This window comes from Pseudomonas graminis, from assembly GCF_900111735.1.
GTDB classification, from domain to species: Bacteria; Pseudomonadota; Gammaproteobacteria; order Pseudomonadales; family Pseudomonadaceae; genus Aquipseudomonas; species Aquipseudomonas graminis.
Genome location: NZ_FOHW01000010.1, coordinates 44,971 through 60,481 on the forward strand (window position 1 = coordinate 44,971; position 15,511 = coordinate 60,481).

The window sequence follows — 15,511 nt, forward strand, 5'->3', positions numbered from 1 at the left end:
GGTCTCGATTTTGGAGGCTGTGTAGGGGAATTCTTGTTCTTCATTAGGACGCGTCCGGTTCGTGTTTCCCCTATGGAATGACGCTTTGAAAAGCGTCATCTTCGCCCGCCTCAGCCCTCTCTCATGGACGAGTTGATCGGTTCTTTACGGATCGGTCAGAGGCGCATTTTCCTGCCAGGGACGCCCCTAATGCTCACCGTATTGCCGCCTTTCTTCGATCACAGTCGCCATAAACTGGTTGTTCACAGCCTGCCTATCGCCCTCGACGTTTTAGCCTTTGAAGGTGAAGAACAGCTGAGCCGGCCGTTTCTTTATCGCGTGGAATTTACTTCGGTCGAGCAGGACATCGGCGCCGAGCGGATGCTGGGGAAGACCGCTCAGTTCAGCCTGCATGCTGCGGCACATACGTTGCCTGTTGCGATTCGTGGCTTGCCGGTGCCTCGGGTTGAAGCATTTCGGACGTTGCATGGGGTGGTCACGGGTTTTAAGCGGCTTTCCGGTTCTGCTGACGAGGCCAGATACGAGATTACTTTGCAGCCGCGGCTGGCGTTGCTGGGCCGTGGGCGGCAGTTCCGGATCTATCAGCACCAATCCGTGCCGCAGATTGTCGAAAGCATCTTGCGCACTCGGCATGATTTCGAAGGGCAGGATTTTCTGTTCACGCTGGTGCGGGAGTACCCGAAGCGCGAGCAGGTGATGCAGTACGGCGAGAGTGATCTTTCGTTTATTGCGCGGTTGTTGGCCGAGGTGGGGATCTGGTATCGCTTCACCAATGACGAGCGATTGGGGATTGCGGTGGTCGAGTTTCATGACGATCAGCGGCATTACGTTCGCCCTCGGATCAGTTTGCCGTTCAGGCCTCAGTCGGGATTGGGCAGCAGCGGAGCCGACGGGGTTTGGGGGCTGCAAGTCAGTCATGAAGTGGTGGAGAAGAACGTTCACTTTCGGGCTTACCACCATCGGGATGCGAACGCATGGCTGGATGGGGATGTGGATCAGACGCGGGGTGACACCACAACTTATGGCGAGGCGTATCGCTATGCGGAGCCGTATCGCGTATTGGGCGACAAGCTGGATCAGGACGAGGATTTAGAAGGCGAAAGCGGGTTTTTCTATGCCCGGTTGCGGCATGAGAAGTATCTGAATAACCAGACTCGGCTGACCGGGATTAGCAGCAGTGCTTCGTTGGGATTGGCGCAGGTGCTGGCAATTTCCGGTGATGCGCCGCGAGCGTTTGAGCCCGGGGCGGTGATCACTCGATTGCGGTTGCATGCTGCGCGGGACCGCAGTTTCGAGCTGAGCTTTGCGGCAATTCCGTATTCGGAGAGCGTGTGTTTCCGGCCGCCTCTGCAGGCAAAACCTAAGATAGCCGGCACTGTTCCGGCCCGTGTCACCAGTTCGCTGGCCAACGATCCCTACAGCCACATCGACAGCGAAGGTCGTTACAAGGTCAGCTTTCTGTTCGACCGCGACAGCTGGAAGCTGGGCGAAGAAAGCCTGTGGCTTAGATTGGCCCGTCCCTATGCGGGCGACACCCACGGCCTGCACCTGCCGCTGATCTGCGGCACCGAAGTAGCCATCGCGTTTGAGCAAGGCGACCCGGACCGGCCCTACATCGCCCATGCCCTTCACGATAATCGCCATCCCGACCATGTGACGCTGCTGCGCAGCGATTACAAACGCAACGTGCTGCGTACTCCGGCCAATAACAAGCTGCGGATGGAGGACGACCGCGGCAAAGAACACATCAAACTCAGCACCGAGCACAGCGGAAAGAGCCAGCTGAACCTTGGGCATCTGGTCGACAACGAGAAGGATAAGCGCGGCGAAGGGTTTGAATTGCGCACGGATAGCTGGGGCGCGATTCGGGCTGGGAATGGGCTGTTGATCAGTGCGGATGAACAGACCAGGGCCCACGGGATGCAGCTCGACATGGACGCTGCAATCGACCAGCTCGAAACCGCGCTGTCCCTGGCCCGTACCATGGCCCAGGCCGCAAAAGGTGCGGGCGCCATTCCCGCCGATACAAGCAGCCATACGCAACTGAACAACGCGCTAACTCACCTCACCGAGCCCGGTCTGCTGCTGCACGCGCCGGCCGGCATCGGCATCGTCACTCCTGAAGCGATCTGCCTGTCCTCCGGTCGCGAGAGCGTCGCCATCACCTCGTCACGCTCAACCGATATCAGTGCCGGACGCAACATGACCGGTACCGCCGAGGGTGCGATCAGCCTGTGCGCTGTGACCAAGGGCCTGCAAATCAAAGCGGTTCAGGGCGACGTCCAGCTTCACGCACAAAGTGCCGCACTGCACGCGCTCGCCCAGCACGACATCAAGATTGAAAGCCTCGCCGGCCGGATCGAAATCAGCGCCCCGAAGGAACTCGTCCTCAGTTGCGGCGGCGCGTTCATCCGCATCAAGGATGGCGAGATCGAGCTGGGCGCGCCGGGGAATATCTATCACCGGGCCGCTTATGTGCTGAAGGCCGGTGCCACCATGCTTACGACACCGGTGACGCCAATACCTTATGGCTATGGGGCGGGGTACACCCTGGTCGACGCGCAACAAGCCGCCGCCCGTTTCGTCCGTTACCGGATCACCACGCAGAACGGCGAAGTGTTCAACGGCGTGACCGACAAGGACGGGAAGACCATGCCCGTCCACACGATGCTGCCCGGACATGTGGCGATCGACTTTCCGCAGTCCGAAGAAAGACTGAAGCCGCGTCCCACACCTGAACTGGAGGAGGAAGAAGAGGAAGAGGAAATCACCGAAGGCATCACGCTGCGCATCGGGTTGTTCTTTGACGGGACGGGGAATAATCAAAGTAATGCGGCGGCGACCGCGCAGTGCCGACAATCGGATCTGGACAGCTTCAGCCGTGAAGAGCTGGAGAGCATCGCCGCGACGTGCAAGCAGTATGGGTTTGGGGAGTTTGACGGGAGTGCGTTTAACAGCGCGCCGAATAACAGTTATGGGAATGCGCCGAGCAATGTGGCGTATTTGTATGACTTGTATCCGGATAACAGCACCACTCCGGTTAAGACAGACCAAACAAGCGCCTACATCTCCGCTTACATAGAAGGGATCGGCACTCGTAGTGGCGGCGAGGACGACATGCTGGTTGGCCAAGCTCTCGGGCAGGGTGAAACGGGTGTCGTAGCACGAGTTCTGCAAGCGCCAACTTTGGCGGCGAAGGAGCTGGAGCGTTTTCGCCAAAAAAATCCTGGAATTTATATCCAGCAGATCGAATTCGATATTTTCGGTTTCAGTCGTGGCGCGGCGGCTGCCCGGCATTGTGCCAATGAACTGCTGAAGCCTGCACGTGGAATATTTGAAGATATGCTCAAAGTCGGCGGGTTCGGGCTGTTGAAGAGTTTTGATGCAGCATCTGACGTCAGCATTAATCTGATTGGCCTGTTCGATACTGTTGCGGCCATCTCAGACCCTCTACATGGCGACTTTAGTCCTGGCGACGACGTTAATCGTTGCGTCAATCTCTACCTGCCACCCGACTGCGCGCGGCAGGTCATTCAGCTACAGGCGCTCCACGAGTACCGCGCCGACTTTTCTCTTAACAACGTGCACCACACGCACCTCCAGATCGGACTGCCGGGCGCCCACTCCGATGTCGGTGGGGGCTATCTGCCACGCGCGCGAGAAAAGCTGTGGATGACGCAGCCCAGCAAGGCTAGCGTTCCAACCGGTCAAAGGGTTGAATCCCACGCCGCTTGGGCCTGTGCAGAGGCGGACGCCAAGGTACTGCGCGAATCAGGCGTGGCTCGCGATGGCTACGTTGCGGTGAAAGCCTGGCCTGCAGCAACTAACCCCCGCGGCAAAGTTGAGCCGGTCACGCAGGACTACTGGATAACCGTACTCCTTGAACGCCCGGTGCATGGCGAACTTAGCCTGATTGCACTGCGTGTCATGCGTGAGCTGGGGATACGTCACGGAGTTCCATTCAAGGGATTGGAGGAGCGGCCTGAACTTGCGATACCGGACGAGCTCGTGCCTATTGCCAAGCGAATCTTGCAACGGGTAATGACTGACCGGCTCGTAAGACTTGAGCCTGCACAGGAGGCATTGCTGCGAGCGCGTTACATCCATTTGTCTGCACACTGGACCCCAAGAGGCCTCTTCCTACTTAGCAAGCCGGCACCGCTGAATCGTAGGAATGTGCATCTCAACCGCCCGCAAGAAGGGTACCCAGAATGAAGCGACTGCTCTTAGTGGCTGGGTTACTGATCAGTCTGACTGCCTGCGCAATGAGCCCCTCAATGTCACCGCCCCCCAGGCTGCCATATCCAGCATGGTATGTCGGTCTGGCGGCTCCCCAACATATGGAGGTGTGGGTGGAGACGGTTGATGTGATCGATCAGCGAGGTCTGATTTTTTTTCGTGTGCATGGTGGGGTCGCGAGTTACACCGGTCAGCCGGAGGGCTGGGGAAATGGCGCGGGCAAGTCGAAACCCATCAACAACGTCGATCTTCCTGAGCGAATCTTTCTGCGTTGGCAATCCCTGGTCGAGCCGCAAGCCTACAAGATCAGTATTCAGATACCGCAGTGGGTGCGCGATCAGATGATCAAGCCAGAGCAAGCCTTTTGCTTATGGGCAGGCAGATGGGAGGAGGACTATCGCGACGCGATCACCCTTGGAATGGCGCCGGGGGGGATTGTTAAAGTCTGGGTGGGTGGATCTTGCTTGGGCTACAAAGAAGTCGGCCGTTACCAGGCCGAAGTCGAGCCGCTCGGTCCCTACCGCGGCGCTAGTAAGGACAAGTACATCTCGCTCGAACCAGAGAACAAAGCCTACGTCGACCAGCACGGCATTCCGTATGGCAGTTGGTAACGCTGATGCGGCCTCGCACCCATCGCGCCACCGCACAAATGAACGTCTCAGAATCCAGTGCGGTGCCCACTGCGATGTCGGCGGAGGCTATCTGCCACGAACACGAGAAAAGCTGTGGATGACGCAGCCCTGCAAGGCCAGCGTTCCGACCGGTCAAAGGGTTGAGTCCCATGCGGCCTGGGCGCGTGCAGAGGCAGACGCCAAAGCATTGCGCGAATCAGGCGTGGCCCGCGATGGCTACGTTGCTGTGAAAGCCTGGCCAGCAGCAACTAACCCTCGCGGGAAAGCTGAGGCGGTCATGCAGGACTACTGGATAACCGTGCTGCTCGAACGCCCCGTGCATGGCGAACTGAGCCTGATTGCATTGAGTGTCATGCGTGAGCTGGGGATACGCCACGGCGTTCCATTCGACGTCATTCCCGATACGGATAAACGCTTCAAGCTACCGGATGAACTCCTGCCTATCTCCAAGCGAATCTTGCAGCAGGTAATGACAGGTCGGCTTGTACAACTTGAACCTGCGCACCAAGCACTACTCCGAGCACGTTACATCCACCTGTCCGCGCACTGGACCCCTGAGGGTCCCTTTCTGTTAAGCAAACCGGCACGGCTTAATCGTAGGAACGTACACCTCAATTACCCGCAAGATGGTTATCCAGAATGAAACGGCTAATTTATATGGCAGGCTTGCTGCTGACCCTTGCCGGTTGTGCGAGTGAGTCCAGAGTCCCGCCCCTCCACAAGCTGCCTTATCCGGCGTGGTACGTAGGACTGGCCGCACCAAAGCACATGGAAGTGTGGGTAGAGTCTGTGGATGTTTTAGATCAGCGCGGCCTTGCATTTTTTCGAGTGCATGGCGGCGTCGCAAGTTATACCGGGAAGGCCGAGGGCTGGCATCAAGGAGGGGGCAAGTCAAAACCCATAAATAACGTCGATCTTCCTGAACAAATTTTCCTGCGCTGGCAGTCACTGGTAGAGCCACAGGCTTACAGGGCAAGAATACAAATACCTCGGTGGGTGCGGGATGAGATGGTTAGGCCGGAGCGGGTCTATTGCCGAGGCTCAAAAGAATGGATAGACGACTACCGTTTCGCGATTACGCTGGGCATGGCCCCAGGAGGGATCGTGAAAGTCTGGGTCGGCGGGCCATGTTTGGGCTTTAAGGAAGTCGGCCGTTACCAGGCGAAAATCGAGCCGCTGGGGCCCAACCAAGACGGAAAAGGGCTGTTTTACCGTGCACCAAATCCAGAAGCACAGGCTTGGATAGACCAACACGGTATTCCCTATGGCAGTTGGTAATGCTGCTGCGGCCTCGCACCCATCGCGCCACCGCACAAATGAACGTCTCAGAATCCAGTGCGGCGCTCACTCTGATGTCGGCGGGGGCTATCTCCCACAAGCACGAGAAAAGTTGTGGATGACGCAGCCCTGCAAGGCCAGTGTTCCGGACGGTCAAAGGATTGAATCTCATGCCGCATGGGTTCGTGCAGAGGCGGACGCCAAGGTCTTGCGGGAGTCAAGCGTTGCGCGCGATGGCAACGTTGCTGTGAAAGCCTGGCCAGCAGCAACTAACCCTCGCGGGAAAGTTGAGCCGGTCATGCAGGACTACTGGGTAACAGTGCTGCTTGAACGCCCAGTGCATGGCGAACTGAGCCTGATTGCACTGCGTGTCATGAGTGAGCTGGGGATACGTCACGGCGTTCCCTTCAAGGGTCTGGAAGCGCGGCCTGAACTCGCAGTGCCAGAGGAGCTTATGCCTATCGCTAAGCGAATCTTGCAGCAGGTAATGACGGACCGGCTCGTACGCCTTGAGCCTGCGCAAGAGGAGTTGCTACGAGCACGTTACATCCACCTGTCCGCGCACTGGACTCCAGAGGGCCCCTTTCTATTCAGCAAACCGGCGCCGCTGAATCGTAGGAACGTGCACCTCAATCGTCCGCAAGAAGGTTATCCCGAATGAGGCGCCTGGCGTATGCACTGGGATTACTAATCAGCCTGAGTGCCTGTGCAGCTAACTCTCCACTTCCAGCGAGACCGAAGCTGCCGTATCCGGCGTGGTATGTAGGGTTGGCGGCGCCCCAAAATATGGAGGTGTGGGTGGAGACGGTTGATGTGCTGGATCAGCGCGGCCTTGCCTTTTTTCGCGTGCACGGTGGCGTCGCTAGCTACACGGGTCAGCCGGATGGCTGGCACAAAGGAGGAGGCAAGTCCAAACCCATCAATAACGTCGATTTGCCAGATCAAATTTTTCTGCGCTGGCAATCCTTAGTTGAACCACAAACCTATAAAGTTTTGATCAACATACCCCAATGGGTACGCGATGAAATGATCAAGCCACAGCGGGAGTTTTGTAGCTGGGATCAGGAAGTCGTCACTCTATATCGGGACACCATAAGCTTGGGCATGGCGCCCGGAGGCATCGCAAAGGTCTGGGTCGGATCGGGGTGTTTAGAGCATAAGGAGGTCGGCCGCTTTCAGGCTGAAATCGAACCGCTCGGACCCTATCGTGGGGCGAGCAAGGGCAAGTACATCCCACTCGAACCTGAAAACAAAGCCTACGTCGACCAGCACGGCATTCCGTATGGCAGTTGGTAATCCCCCTCAACCGCCAGAGTCCCCACAGACCCTGGCGGCACGCGATCCAACTCCGTCAAACCCACCAGCCACATCACCCGCCAGAACCCAACCCCCTACAACCCCGCCGCCAACCGCGATCCCTGATCAATCGCCCGTTTGGCATCCAGTTCGGTCGCCACATCCGCCCCGCCAATCAAATGCACACTCTGCCCCGCCGCCTGTAATCCGTCATACAGTTCACGCAGCGGATCCTGCCCGGCGCAGATCACCACGTTGTCCACCGGCAGCAGTTTCTCCTCGCCTTCCGCGCCGATCCGAATGTGCAAACCGGCGTCGTCGATCTTCAAATATTCCACGCTGTTGAGCATCTGCACCTGTTTGTTCTTGAGCCCCGTGCGATGAATCCAGCCGGTGGTTTTGCCGAGTCCGTCGCCGACCTTGGTGGCTTTGCGCTGAAGCAGGAACACCTGACGCGCCGGGGCGTGGGGATGAGGCTTGATCCCGGCGACACCGCCTCGCGCCGCCAGATGCGTGTCGATGCCCCACTCGTCCCAGAACGCATCGCGATCCAGGCTGGTGGCGACGCCCTGATGGACGAGGAATTCCGACACGTCGAAGCCGATGCCGCCCGCGCCGATCACGGCGACGGACTTGCCGACCGGCTTGCGGCCCAGGATCACGTCGAGGTAGCTCAGCACCTTGGCGTTGTCGACGCCGGGGATGGCGGGCGTTCGTGGCGCGATGCCGGTGGCCAGAATCACTTCGTCATAGCCCTTGCCAAGCAGGTCATCGGCCGTGACGCGGGTGTTCAGGCGCAGGTCAACGCCGGTGGTCTGCAGCGTGCGGCCGAAGTAGCGCAGGGTCTCGAAGAACTCTTCCTTGCCCGGAATGCGCTTTGCAATGTTGAACTGCCCGCCGATTTCACTGGCCGAGTCGAACAACGTCACATCATGCCCGCGCTGAGCGGCGACAGTCGCCGCGGCCAGACCGGCAGGACCGGCACCGATGACGGCGATTTTCCGGACCTGGGTGACCGGCAGGTAATTGAGCTCGGTTTCATGACAGGCGCGAGGGTTGACCAGGCAGCTGGTGAGCTTGCCGCCAAAGGTATGATCCAGACACGCCTGGTTGCAGCCGATGCAGGTATTGATCTCGTCGCTGCGACCGGCCGCAGCCTTGTTGACGAACTCGGGGTCGGCGAGAAACGGGCGCGCCATGGAGACCATGTCGGCGTCACCTTCGGCGAGTATCTGCTCGGCGACCTCGGGGGTATTAATGCGGTTGGTGGTGATCAGCGGGATCGACACCGAGCCGCGCATTTTCGCCGTCACTTTGGCGAAGGCAGCGCGCGGCACCTTGGTCGCGATGGTCGGGATCCGCGCTTCGTGCCAGCCAATGCCGGTGTTGATCAGCGTGGCGCCCGAACGCTCGATGGCCTGGGCCAGTTGCACCACTTCTTCCCAACTGCTGCCGCCCTCAATGAGGTCGAGCATCGACAGGCGATAAATGATGATGAAATTCGGCCCGACGGCTTCACGCACGCGGCGCACGATCTCCACCGGCAGGCGCATGCGGTTTTCATAGCTGCCGCCCCAACGGTCGGTGCGATGGTTGGTGTGGGCGACGAGAAACTGGTTAATGAAATAACCTTCAGAGCCCATGATTTCGACGCCGTCGTACCCGGCGGTTTGCGCCAGAGTCGCGCAGGTGACGAAATCCTGAATCTGCTTCTCGATGCCCTCTTCGTCCAGCGCTTTGGGTGTGAAGGGGTTGATCGGCGCCTGAATGGCGCTCGGTGCCACTTGCTTGGGGCTGTAGGCATAACGCCCGGCGTGGAGGATCTGCATGCAGATCTTGCCGCCGGCCTCATGCACGGCTTGGGTGACGATGCGATGGTTGGCGGCTTCTTCCGGCGTCGACAGCTTGGCCGCCCCCGAATACACCCCGCCTTCAGCGTTCGGTGCGATACCGCCGGTGACCATCAAGCCAACCCCGCCCCGTGCGCGCTCGGCGAAATACACCGCCATGCGCTCGAACCCGCCCGGCTTCTCTTCGAGCCCGGTGTGCATCGAGCCCATCAGGGTGCGGTTGCGCAGCGTGGTGAAACCCAGGTCCAGGGGTGCGAGCAAATGCGGGTAGTGGGGGGCGGCCATAAAAACTCCATCGAGCATCATCACGGGACGCGAGCGCTCTGTGGCGCCCGTCGAGTCAGTCAGGGCCGAAATGACGGCCTGTGTATGACACAGACAGTAAACAGCGAGTAGCGGCCGCTCAATGACCGAAAACGACAAGTTAATGATCAAACCGCGCAGAGTCCTTGCTGTCAGTCTCTATCCAGCGCATTTCTACTAACGCCATGCGAGACGCAGCCCCCTACTAGTGTCTCGCCAACCCCCAGGCAGCCGGGCGTCTTCTCCAAAGCAGCGTTTTGCCGTAGCCTTCCGGCAACGTCATGGCGCCCTGCGCGCTTTCTTCAGAGGCAGTTCTCCTTTCTTCATGCGCAAAGTTCTCGGCTCACTTACCGCTGCAGTGCTGGTGATTCTTCTCGTCAGCTATGGGCTGTGGACGAGCAAGCGTCATGTCGGGCATTACCTGACGGACCTGCGCATTCAACTGGTCATCAACGACGGGCAACCCGGCGAGCGCGGCAACCTGCTGGGCATTCAACCCGAGCTGTTCCCTTCCGATTATTCAAGCGTCAAACGCCTGCATCGCAAGCTGGCGTCGTATCTGGTGCAAGCCCGCGACCATGGGCTGCTCAACGATAAAACCATCGTGGTGCTGCCCGAGCACATCGGCACCTGGTTGTTGGCGGTGGACGAAAAGGCCCAGTTCTACGAGGCCACCACCTTCCAAGAGGCGATGAACTGGCTGGCGTTCAGCAACCCGCTGCTGTTTATCGACGCAGCGATTCACGCGCGGGGCAGCAGCCGCTTCGAGGACGCACGCTTGCGCATGAAGGCGCACAGCATGGCGCAGGATTATCAAAACGTGTTCGGTGGGCTGGCGAAGGAATTTGGCGTGACGGTGGTGGCCGGCTCGATCGTGCTGCCCAGCCCGCACGTGGAAAACGGCGAACTGCGTACTGGCCATGGCGCACTCTATAACAGCAGCCTGGTGTTCGGCCCGGACGGCCTGCCCCTCGGGCAGCCCCAGCGTCAGTTGTTCCCGGGCTGGAATCAGCGGGGCTACATCCGTCCCGGCAAGGACGCGCCGCTCAACGTGATCGAAACCCCCGCCGGGCGGCTGGCGACACTGATCGGCAGTGACAGCTGGTACCCCGACAACTACGCGCGCCTCAATGCCAGCGGCGTCGAGCTGATCGCAGTACCGGCCTACGTCGCCGGCACGGACAGCTGGTCGCAACCCTGGCGCAGCGACAGGCACGAGGCGCTGGCGGCCCATTTGAACCTGGGTGCCAAGCCAATCACCCAGGGTGAAGCCTGGCGTCGACTGGCGTTGACACCGGCCAGCACCGCAAAGGCCGGCATCAGCGTGTTCATGCGCGGACAATTCTGGGATCAAGGCAGCGCCGGTCACAGTTTCGCCAGTCGCGGCGGGCAAAGCGTCGCCGAGCAGTCCATCAGCGCAGCCCAGAAAGGCGTACGCCCCGGGTATGGCGCGCGCCTGATCAATCTGTGGTTGTAACCGATGACCTCCCCTCGCGTGCGTCTGGGCGATTTGTCCGTAGGTTTCGTCCACAGCCTCGCCGACGCTGTTCACAATGAAGGCAAGGACCCGCAACCGCTGCTGCTGCAATACGGCCTGGATGCCGCGCGACTGGGAGAAGCCGGCGCCCGGCTGTCGATCCCGCGCTACATGCGCCTGGGCCATGGGGCCATTGAGCTGACCGGCGTGGCTGCCTTGGGACTGCGGATGGGTCAATCCAGTCGTTTGAGCCACGCCGGGCTGGCCGGCATCACCGCAGCTCAGGCGCCGACCGTGCGTGAAGCGGCGCGCACGCTGATTCGTTTCGAACCGCTGTACGGCTCGAATTATCGCGGCCAGTCGAGCCTGCACGAAGACAGCAACGGCGCCTGGCTGCGCTTCTATTCCATCAGCCCGTACAACGACTACAACCGCTTCGTGGTGGATTCGATTCTCGGCGGCTGGCTGCATCAACTGTCGACCCTGAGCGGGACGACGTTGAGAGCCGAATGTCTGGAGATCGAGTTCGACGCCCCCGCCTACGCTGCTGAATACGCCGCGCTCTGCGAGCAGCCCGTGAGTTTCGCCGCGGGCGTCAATCAGCTGCGCCTCAACCAGCAGCAGCTTGGCCTGCGCAATCCCGACCACGTGCCAAGTACCTGGCGGCACTTGCTGCAGGTGTGTGAACGGGAACTGGAGCAGCTCACGCGCACCCGCAGTCTGCGCGAGCGCATCACCCAATTGCTCGGGCCGTTGTTGAATGGAGGCCGTGAACCGGATCTCGAAGAAGTGGCTGCGCGACTGAAACTGCCGACCTGGACCCTGCGCCGCAAGCTGGCGGACGAGGGCACGCAGTTTCGTGCGATCCTCAATGACACCCGGCGCGACCTCGCCATGACCTACATCCGGGACACCGAACTGGCCTTTGGCGAAATCGCTTACTTGTTGGGATTTGCGTCGGCCGAAGCCTTTCAGCGGGCCTTCAAACGCTGGACCGAACAGACGCCCGGTGCGTTTCGTCGCAGCCAGCGCCAGTCGCTCTGACTGGCAGCCGTGATTTTTCCTACAACTCGGTGGCGTCTTCTGCTGGTTCCAGCGGGTCCAATTCATACGCCTGGTATTCCAGCAGTTCTTCTTGGTACTCGTCCATTTTCGCGCCCTCGTGGCGGGTTCTTGTGATCGATGGGGTTCTTGTGTCGCTGAGTCATTCAGCTGCAGATTCACTGACTACGAACCCAACCCTAAAGTGCCCTCATGAACAAAAAATGAAGGGCCGTTGAACACTAGACGCGCGCGGATAAACGGCGACGGCCCTAGTGATTGTTAGCCTGGCCTGGGTCTGGCAGTTCGTTTTTTCCTGACTGTCAGTTTTTTGAGCGATGACGGGGTAGCCCACTTGACGTCCACGCCATGTTCGCCATAGTCTCGACGCCATGAACGCATCCCAGCATTTCTTCGGCCAGATAATTATTACCGCCATTCCAGTCATGGCGGGTTAGCCGACGTTTGCACCCAACCCGCCCTAGAGGCGGGTTTTTTCTCTCTGTCTCCCGGGCCAAAAACCACATCAGGAGCCAGACATGATCATTCGCCCTTCCCTCGCCTTCTTCGTCGACCGCCTGATCCTCCCAAGCCTGCCGACGAGGCCCACACGATGAGTCAGACGCCAGCCTACTCGATCGCTCAGGGCGACCTGCTCAATCACTACGTCAAAAAGATCCTCAACTCCCGCGTGTACGACGTTGCCGTGGAAACCCCGCTGCACGCCGCCCGCCAGCTTTCCGCGCGCCTGGGCAACAACGTGCTGCTCAAGCGCGAAGACTTGCAGCCGGTGTACTCCTTCAAGATTCGTGGCGCGTACAACAAGCTGGCGCAGCTGAGCCCGGAAGAACTGGCGCGCGGCGTGGTGACGGCATCGGCGGGCAACCACGCCCAGGGCCTGGCGCTGGCAGCGAAGACCCTAGGAGTGGCGGCCACCATCGTGATGCCGAAGACCACCCCAGAGATCAAAGTCGAAGGCGTGCGCTCCCGGGGCGGAAAAGTCGTACTCCATGGCGACTCGTTTCCCGAGGCGCTGGCGTATTCGCTGAAGCTGGTTGAGGAACACGGCTACGTCTACGTTCATCCGTACGACGACCCCGACACCATCGCCGGGCAAGGCACGGTGGCGATGGAAATCCTGCGTCAGCATCAGGGGCCACTGGATGCGATCTTCGTCCCGGTCGGCGGCGGCGGACTGATCGCCGGCATCGCGGCGTACGTGAAATACCTGCGCCCGGAGATCAAGGTGATCGGCGTCGAGCCGGATGACTCCAATTGCCTGCAACAGGCCATGGCCTACGGCGAGCGCGTGGTGCTGCAACAGGTCGGGCTGTTCGCAGATGGCGTGGCCGTGGCGCAGATCGGTCAGTACACCTTCGAGATCTGCAAGGATTACGTCGACGAGGTGATCACCGTCAGCACTGACGAGATTTGCGCGGCGATCAAGGACATTTACGACGACACCCGCTCAATCACCGAACCCTCCGGCGCCCTAGGCGTGGCCGGGATCAAGAAGTACACCGAACAGTACGAAGTCACCGGACAGACCTTCGTCGCCATCGACTCCGGCGCCAACGTCAACTTCGACCGCCTGCGCCATGTGGCCGAGCGCGCCGAACTGGGCGAAGGCCGCGAGGCAATCATTGCCGTGACCATTCCGGAACAGGCGGGCAGCTTCAAGGCGTTCTGCGAAGCCATCGGCAAACGCCAGATCACCGAATTCAATTACCGCTACCACACCGACCGCGAGGCGCACATCTTCGTCGGCGTGCAGACCCACCCCGACACCGACCCTCGCAAGGCCCTGATCGCGAGTCTGACGGCACAGGGTTTCCCGGTGCTGGACCTGACCGACAACGAACTGGCCAAGCTGCACCTTCGGCACATGGTCGGCGGGCATTCGGAGCGGGTCAGCGATGAGGTGGTGCTGCGCTTTGAATTCCCGGAGCGGCCGGGTGCGCTGTTCAATTTCCTGAACAAGCTGGGCGGGAAATGGAATATTTCGATGTTTCATTACCGTAATCACGGCGCGGCGGATGGCCGAGTGGTGGCGGGGTTGGTGGTGCCGGAAGATGAGCGGCATCTAGTGCCGCAGGCGCTGGCAGAGATTGGTTACCCGTATTGGGACGAGACCAAGAACCCGGCTTACAAGCTGTTTTTGGGGTGAGCTCCGAAGACTGACACTGCTGACTTCAGCGGTTCATGCCCGGGACTGTAGGAGCGAGGCTTGTCCCGCGATCTGCCGGGAACCGGCAGCAATACCGTGCATGCGGTCTCCGGACTGAAAAAGCAAGGTCGCTCATGGGCTGCCGCTTCGCGCCAGATCGCGGGACAAGCCACGCTCCTACAGGATCAACAGCGGCGGCGACATGGACCGGCTGCTACGCCTCAAACACCGCCCAGATCGCGGGACAAGCCACGCGCCTACAGGGTTCACTGCGCTGGCGTTGACTCAGCCGCTGGCGCAGCGCTCGGCTCGGTGGTGGTTGCTGGCGCAGGCGTTGTGGCTGGCGCAGCCTCGGCAGGCGTCGCCGTTTCGGCCTTCAACGGTTCCGGCTCGGCAGGTGCAGGCATCGGTTCGCTGCCTTGCTCGGCGGCGGCCGCAGGCTGAGTCGCAGGGGTCGCCAATGGCGCTGGTGCCACGGGCGTAGCGGCTGCTGGCGTGGCAGGTGCAACTGCAGCAGGTGCAGCGGCCGGCGTTTGCTCCGTCAACGCCACCGGTTTGCCCGGTACCGGCTCGGGCATGCCCAGGTCGGTTTTGGGCTTTTCTTCAATGTGCGCGGCCTTCTTCAGTTCGGGCGGCAGGAAGTTTTCCACCAGCGCGAAGAACCGATCATAGAACTTGGGCGACGCCACGGTTTCACTGGCGACCTTGACCATCGAGTCGTCGGTCGAACCAATCGGCATCGACAACGAACCCAGCACGCCTACCCCCAGGCTCGCGGAGTTGTTGACCTTTTTCAACGCATAGCGATCCTGCAGCGCGTTGGCGAACATCGTGGTCCGCTTGTCGGCACTGCCGTCCGGCGCGCACACCACGTTGAAGCTGATCTCCATGTGGGTTTCGCCGGTCTGCTGAAAGCTTTTATGGCCGCTGATCACTTTAGGATCGCTGCTGGTGATGATGTAGCCCTGACTCAGGAGCGCCCGTCGGGCCGCTTCGCAGGTGGCTGCATCCGAGACCGGATAGTTGCGGGAGAACGTCCCGGCATCGTCGAAATTCTCATGCTCATAGACCGTCGGTTTCTTCGACGAGCAGCCTGCGGCAGCCAGCAGGGTGATCACCCAGCATGCGGTACGAAAGCTCAGTAATTTAGGCATCAAACATCCTGGGGCAATTGGTCGACTGAAAGTGGACCGGAGAAAACGCCGGTAAGTCTGCAACAAGCCTGCCA

The 15,511-nt window shown here is 60.2% G+C and carries 11 protein-coding genes; 9 read left to right on the top strand and 2 right to left on the bottom strand.

Features of this window, described 5'->3' with window-relative positions:
• The first annotated feature begins 189 nt into the window (after positions 1-189).
• The 6 genes from vgrG (at position 190) to BMY98_RS09845 (ending at position 7,445) form a co-directional block, all read left to right on the top strand.
• A complete protein-coding gene (vgrG, locus tag BMY98_RS28060) occupies positions 190-4,215 on the top strand; it encodes a type VI secretion system tip protein VgrG (RefSeq protein ID WP_074888042.1) in 4,026 nt (1,341 codons plus the stop codon).
• 125 nt (positions 4,216-4,340) lie between these two features.
• Positions 4,341-4,850, top strand: a complete 510-nt coding sequence (locus BMY98_RS09825) for a DUF2931 family protein (protein WP_245760046.1) — start codon at positions 4,341-4,343, stop codon at positions 4,848-4,850.
• Positions 4,837-5,514: a hypothetical protein gene (locus tag BMY98_RS09830; protein WP_139214468.1), complete on the top strand. Its 678-nt coding sequence runs from the start codon at positions 4,837-4,839 to the stop codon at positions 5,512-5,514. The genes BMY98_RS09825 and BMY98_RS09830 overlap by 14 nt, the downstream gene beginning before the upstream one ends.
• Positions 5,511-6,149 (top strand): DUF2931 family protein, encoded by a 639-nt coding sequence (locus BMY98_RS09835; RefSeq protein ID WP_074888052.1) that lies wholly within the window; start codon positions 5,511-5,513, stop codon positions 6,147-6,149. Before BMY98_RS09830 ends, BMY98_RS09835 begins: the two co-directional genes overlap by 4 nt.
• A 118-nt stretch (positions 6,150-6,267) precedes the next feature.
• Positions 6,268-6,810: a hypothetical protein gene (locus BMY98_RS09840; RefSeq protein ID WP_074888056.1), complete on the top strand. Its 543-nt coding sequence runs from the start codon at positions 6,268-6,270 to the stop codon at positions 6,808-6,810.
• Positions 6,807-7,445 carry a DUF2931 family protein gene (locus BMY98_RS09845; RefSeq protein ID WP_074888059.1) on the top strand — a complete coding sequence of 213 codons (639 nt, stop codon included), beginning with the start codon at positions 6,807-6,809 and terminating at the stop codon, positions 7,443-7,445. Before BMY98_RS09840 ends, BMY98_RS09845 begins: the two co-directional genes overlap by 4 nt.
• Before the next feature lie 95 nt (positions 7,446-7,540).
• On the opposite strand, the gene BMY98_RS09850 is transcribed toward BMY98_RS09845, so the two are convergent.
• Positions 7,541-9,580 carry an NADPH-dependent 2,4-dienoyl-CoA reductase gene (locus tag BMY98_RS09850; RefSeq protein ID WP_074888063.1) on the bottom strand — a complete coding sequence of 680 codons (2,040 nt, stop codon included), beginning with the start codon at positions 9,578-9,580 and terminating at the stop codon, positions 7,541-7,543.
• 343 nt (positions 9,581-9,923) lie between these two features.
• Here BMY98_RS09850 and BMY98_RS09855 point away from each other — a divergent pair, with 343 nt between their 5' ends.
• The 3 genes from BMY98_RS09855 to ilvA all read left to right on the top strand — a co-directional run bounded on the left by BMY98_RS09855 (position 9,924) and on the right by ilvA (position 14,283).
• On the top strand, positions 9,924-11,075 hold the full coding sequence (locus BMY98_RS09855; RefSeq protein ID WP_074888066.1) for a carbon-nitrogen hydrolase family protein: 1,152 nt from the start codon (positions 9,924-9,926) through the stop codon (positions 11,073-11,075).
• A gap of 3 nt (positions 11,076-11,078) precedes the next feature.
• Positions 11,079-12,119, top strand: a complete 1,041-nt coding sequence (locus BMY98_RS09860; RefSeq protein WP_074888069.1) for an AraC family transcriptional regulator — start codon at positions 11,079-11,081, stop codon at positions 12,117-12,119.
• 610 nt (positions 12,120-12,729) lie between these two features.
• Entirely contained in the window at positions 12,730-14,283 is a 1,554-nt protein-coding gene (gene ilvA, locus BMY98_RS09865; protein WP_074888073.1) for a threonine ammonia-lyase, biosynthetic, read from the top strand.
• 266 nt (positions 14,284-14,549) lie between these two features.
• On the opposite strand, the gene BMY98_RS09870 is transcribed toward ilvA, so the two are convergent.
• Entirely contained in the window at positions 14,550-15,437 is an 888-nt protein-coding gene (locus tag BMY98_RS09870) for a DUF2242 domain-containing protein (RefSeq protein WP_074888077.1), read from the bottom strand.
• Between the last annotated feature and the right edge of the window lie 74 nt (positions 15,438-15,511).

Coding starts and splice junctions, on each gene's coding strand:
- ilvA (WP_074888073.1), top strand. CDS start 12,730: ATGAGTCAGACGCCAGCCTACTCGATCGCTCAGGGCGACCTGCTCAAT.
- BMY98_RS09860 (WP_074888069.1), top strand. CDS start 11,079: ATGACCTCCCCTCGCGTGCGTCTGGGCGATTTGTCCGTAGGTTTCGTC.
- BMY98_RS09855 (WP_074888066.1), top strand. CDS start 9,924: ATGCGCAAAGTTCTCGGCTCACTTACCGCTGCAGTGCTGGTGATTCTT.
- BMY98_RS09845 (WP_074888059.1), top strand. CDS start 6,807: ATGAGGCGCCTGGCGTATGCACTGGGATTACTAATCAGCCTGAGTGCC.
- BMY98_RS09870 (WP_074888077.1), bottom strand. CDS start 15,437: ATGCCTAAATTACTGAGCTTTCGTACCGCATGCTGGGTGATCACCCTG.
- BMY98_RS09850 (WP_074888063.1), bottom strand. CDS start 9,580: ATGGCCGCCCCCCACTACCCGCATTTGCTCGCACCCCTGGACCTGGGT.
- BMY98_RS09825 (WP_245760046.1), top strand. CDS start 4,341: ATGGAGGTGTGGGTGGAGACGGTTGATGTGATCGATCAGCGAGGTCTG.
- BMY98_RS09840 (WP_074888056.1), top strand. CDS start 6,268: ATGACGCAGCCCTGCAAGGCCAGTGTTCCGGACGGTCAAAGGATTGAA.
- BMY98_RS09835 (WP_074888052.1), top strand. CDS start 5,511: ATGAAACGGCTAATTTATATGGCAGGCTTGCTGCTGACCCTTGCCGGT.
- vgrG (WP_074888042.1), top strand. CDS start 190: ATGCTCACCGTATTGCCGCCTTTCTTCGATCACAGTCGCCATAAACTG.
- BMY98_RS09830 (WP_139214468.1), top strand. CDS start 4,837: ATGGCAGTTGGTAACGCTGATGCGGCCTCGCACCCATCGCGCCACCGC.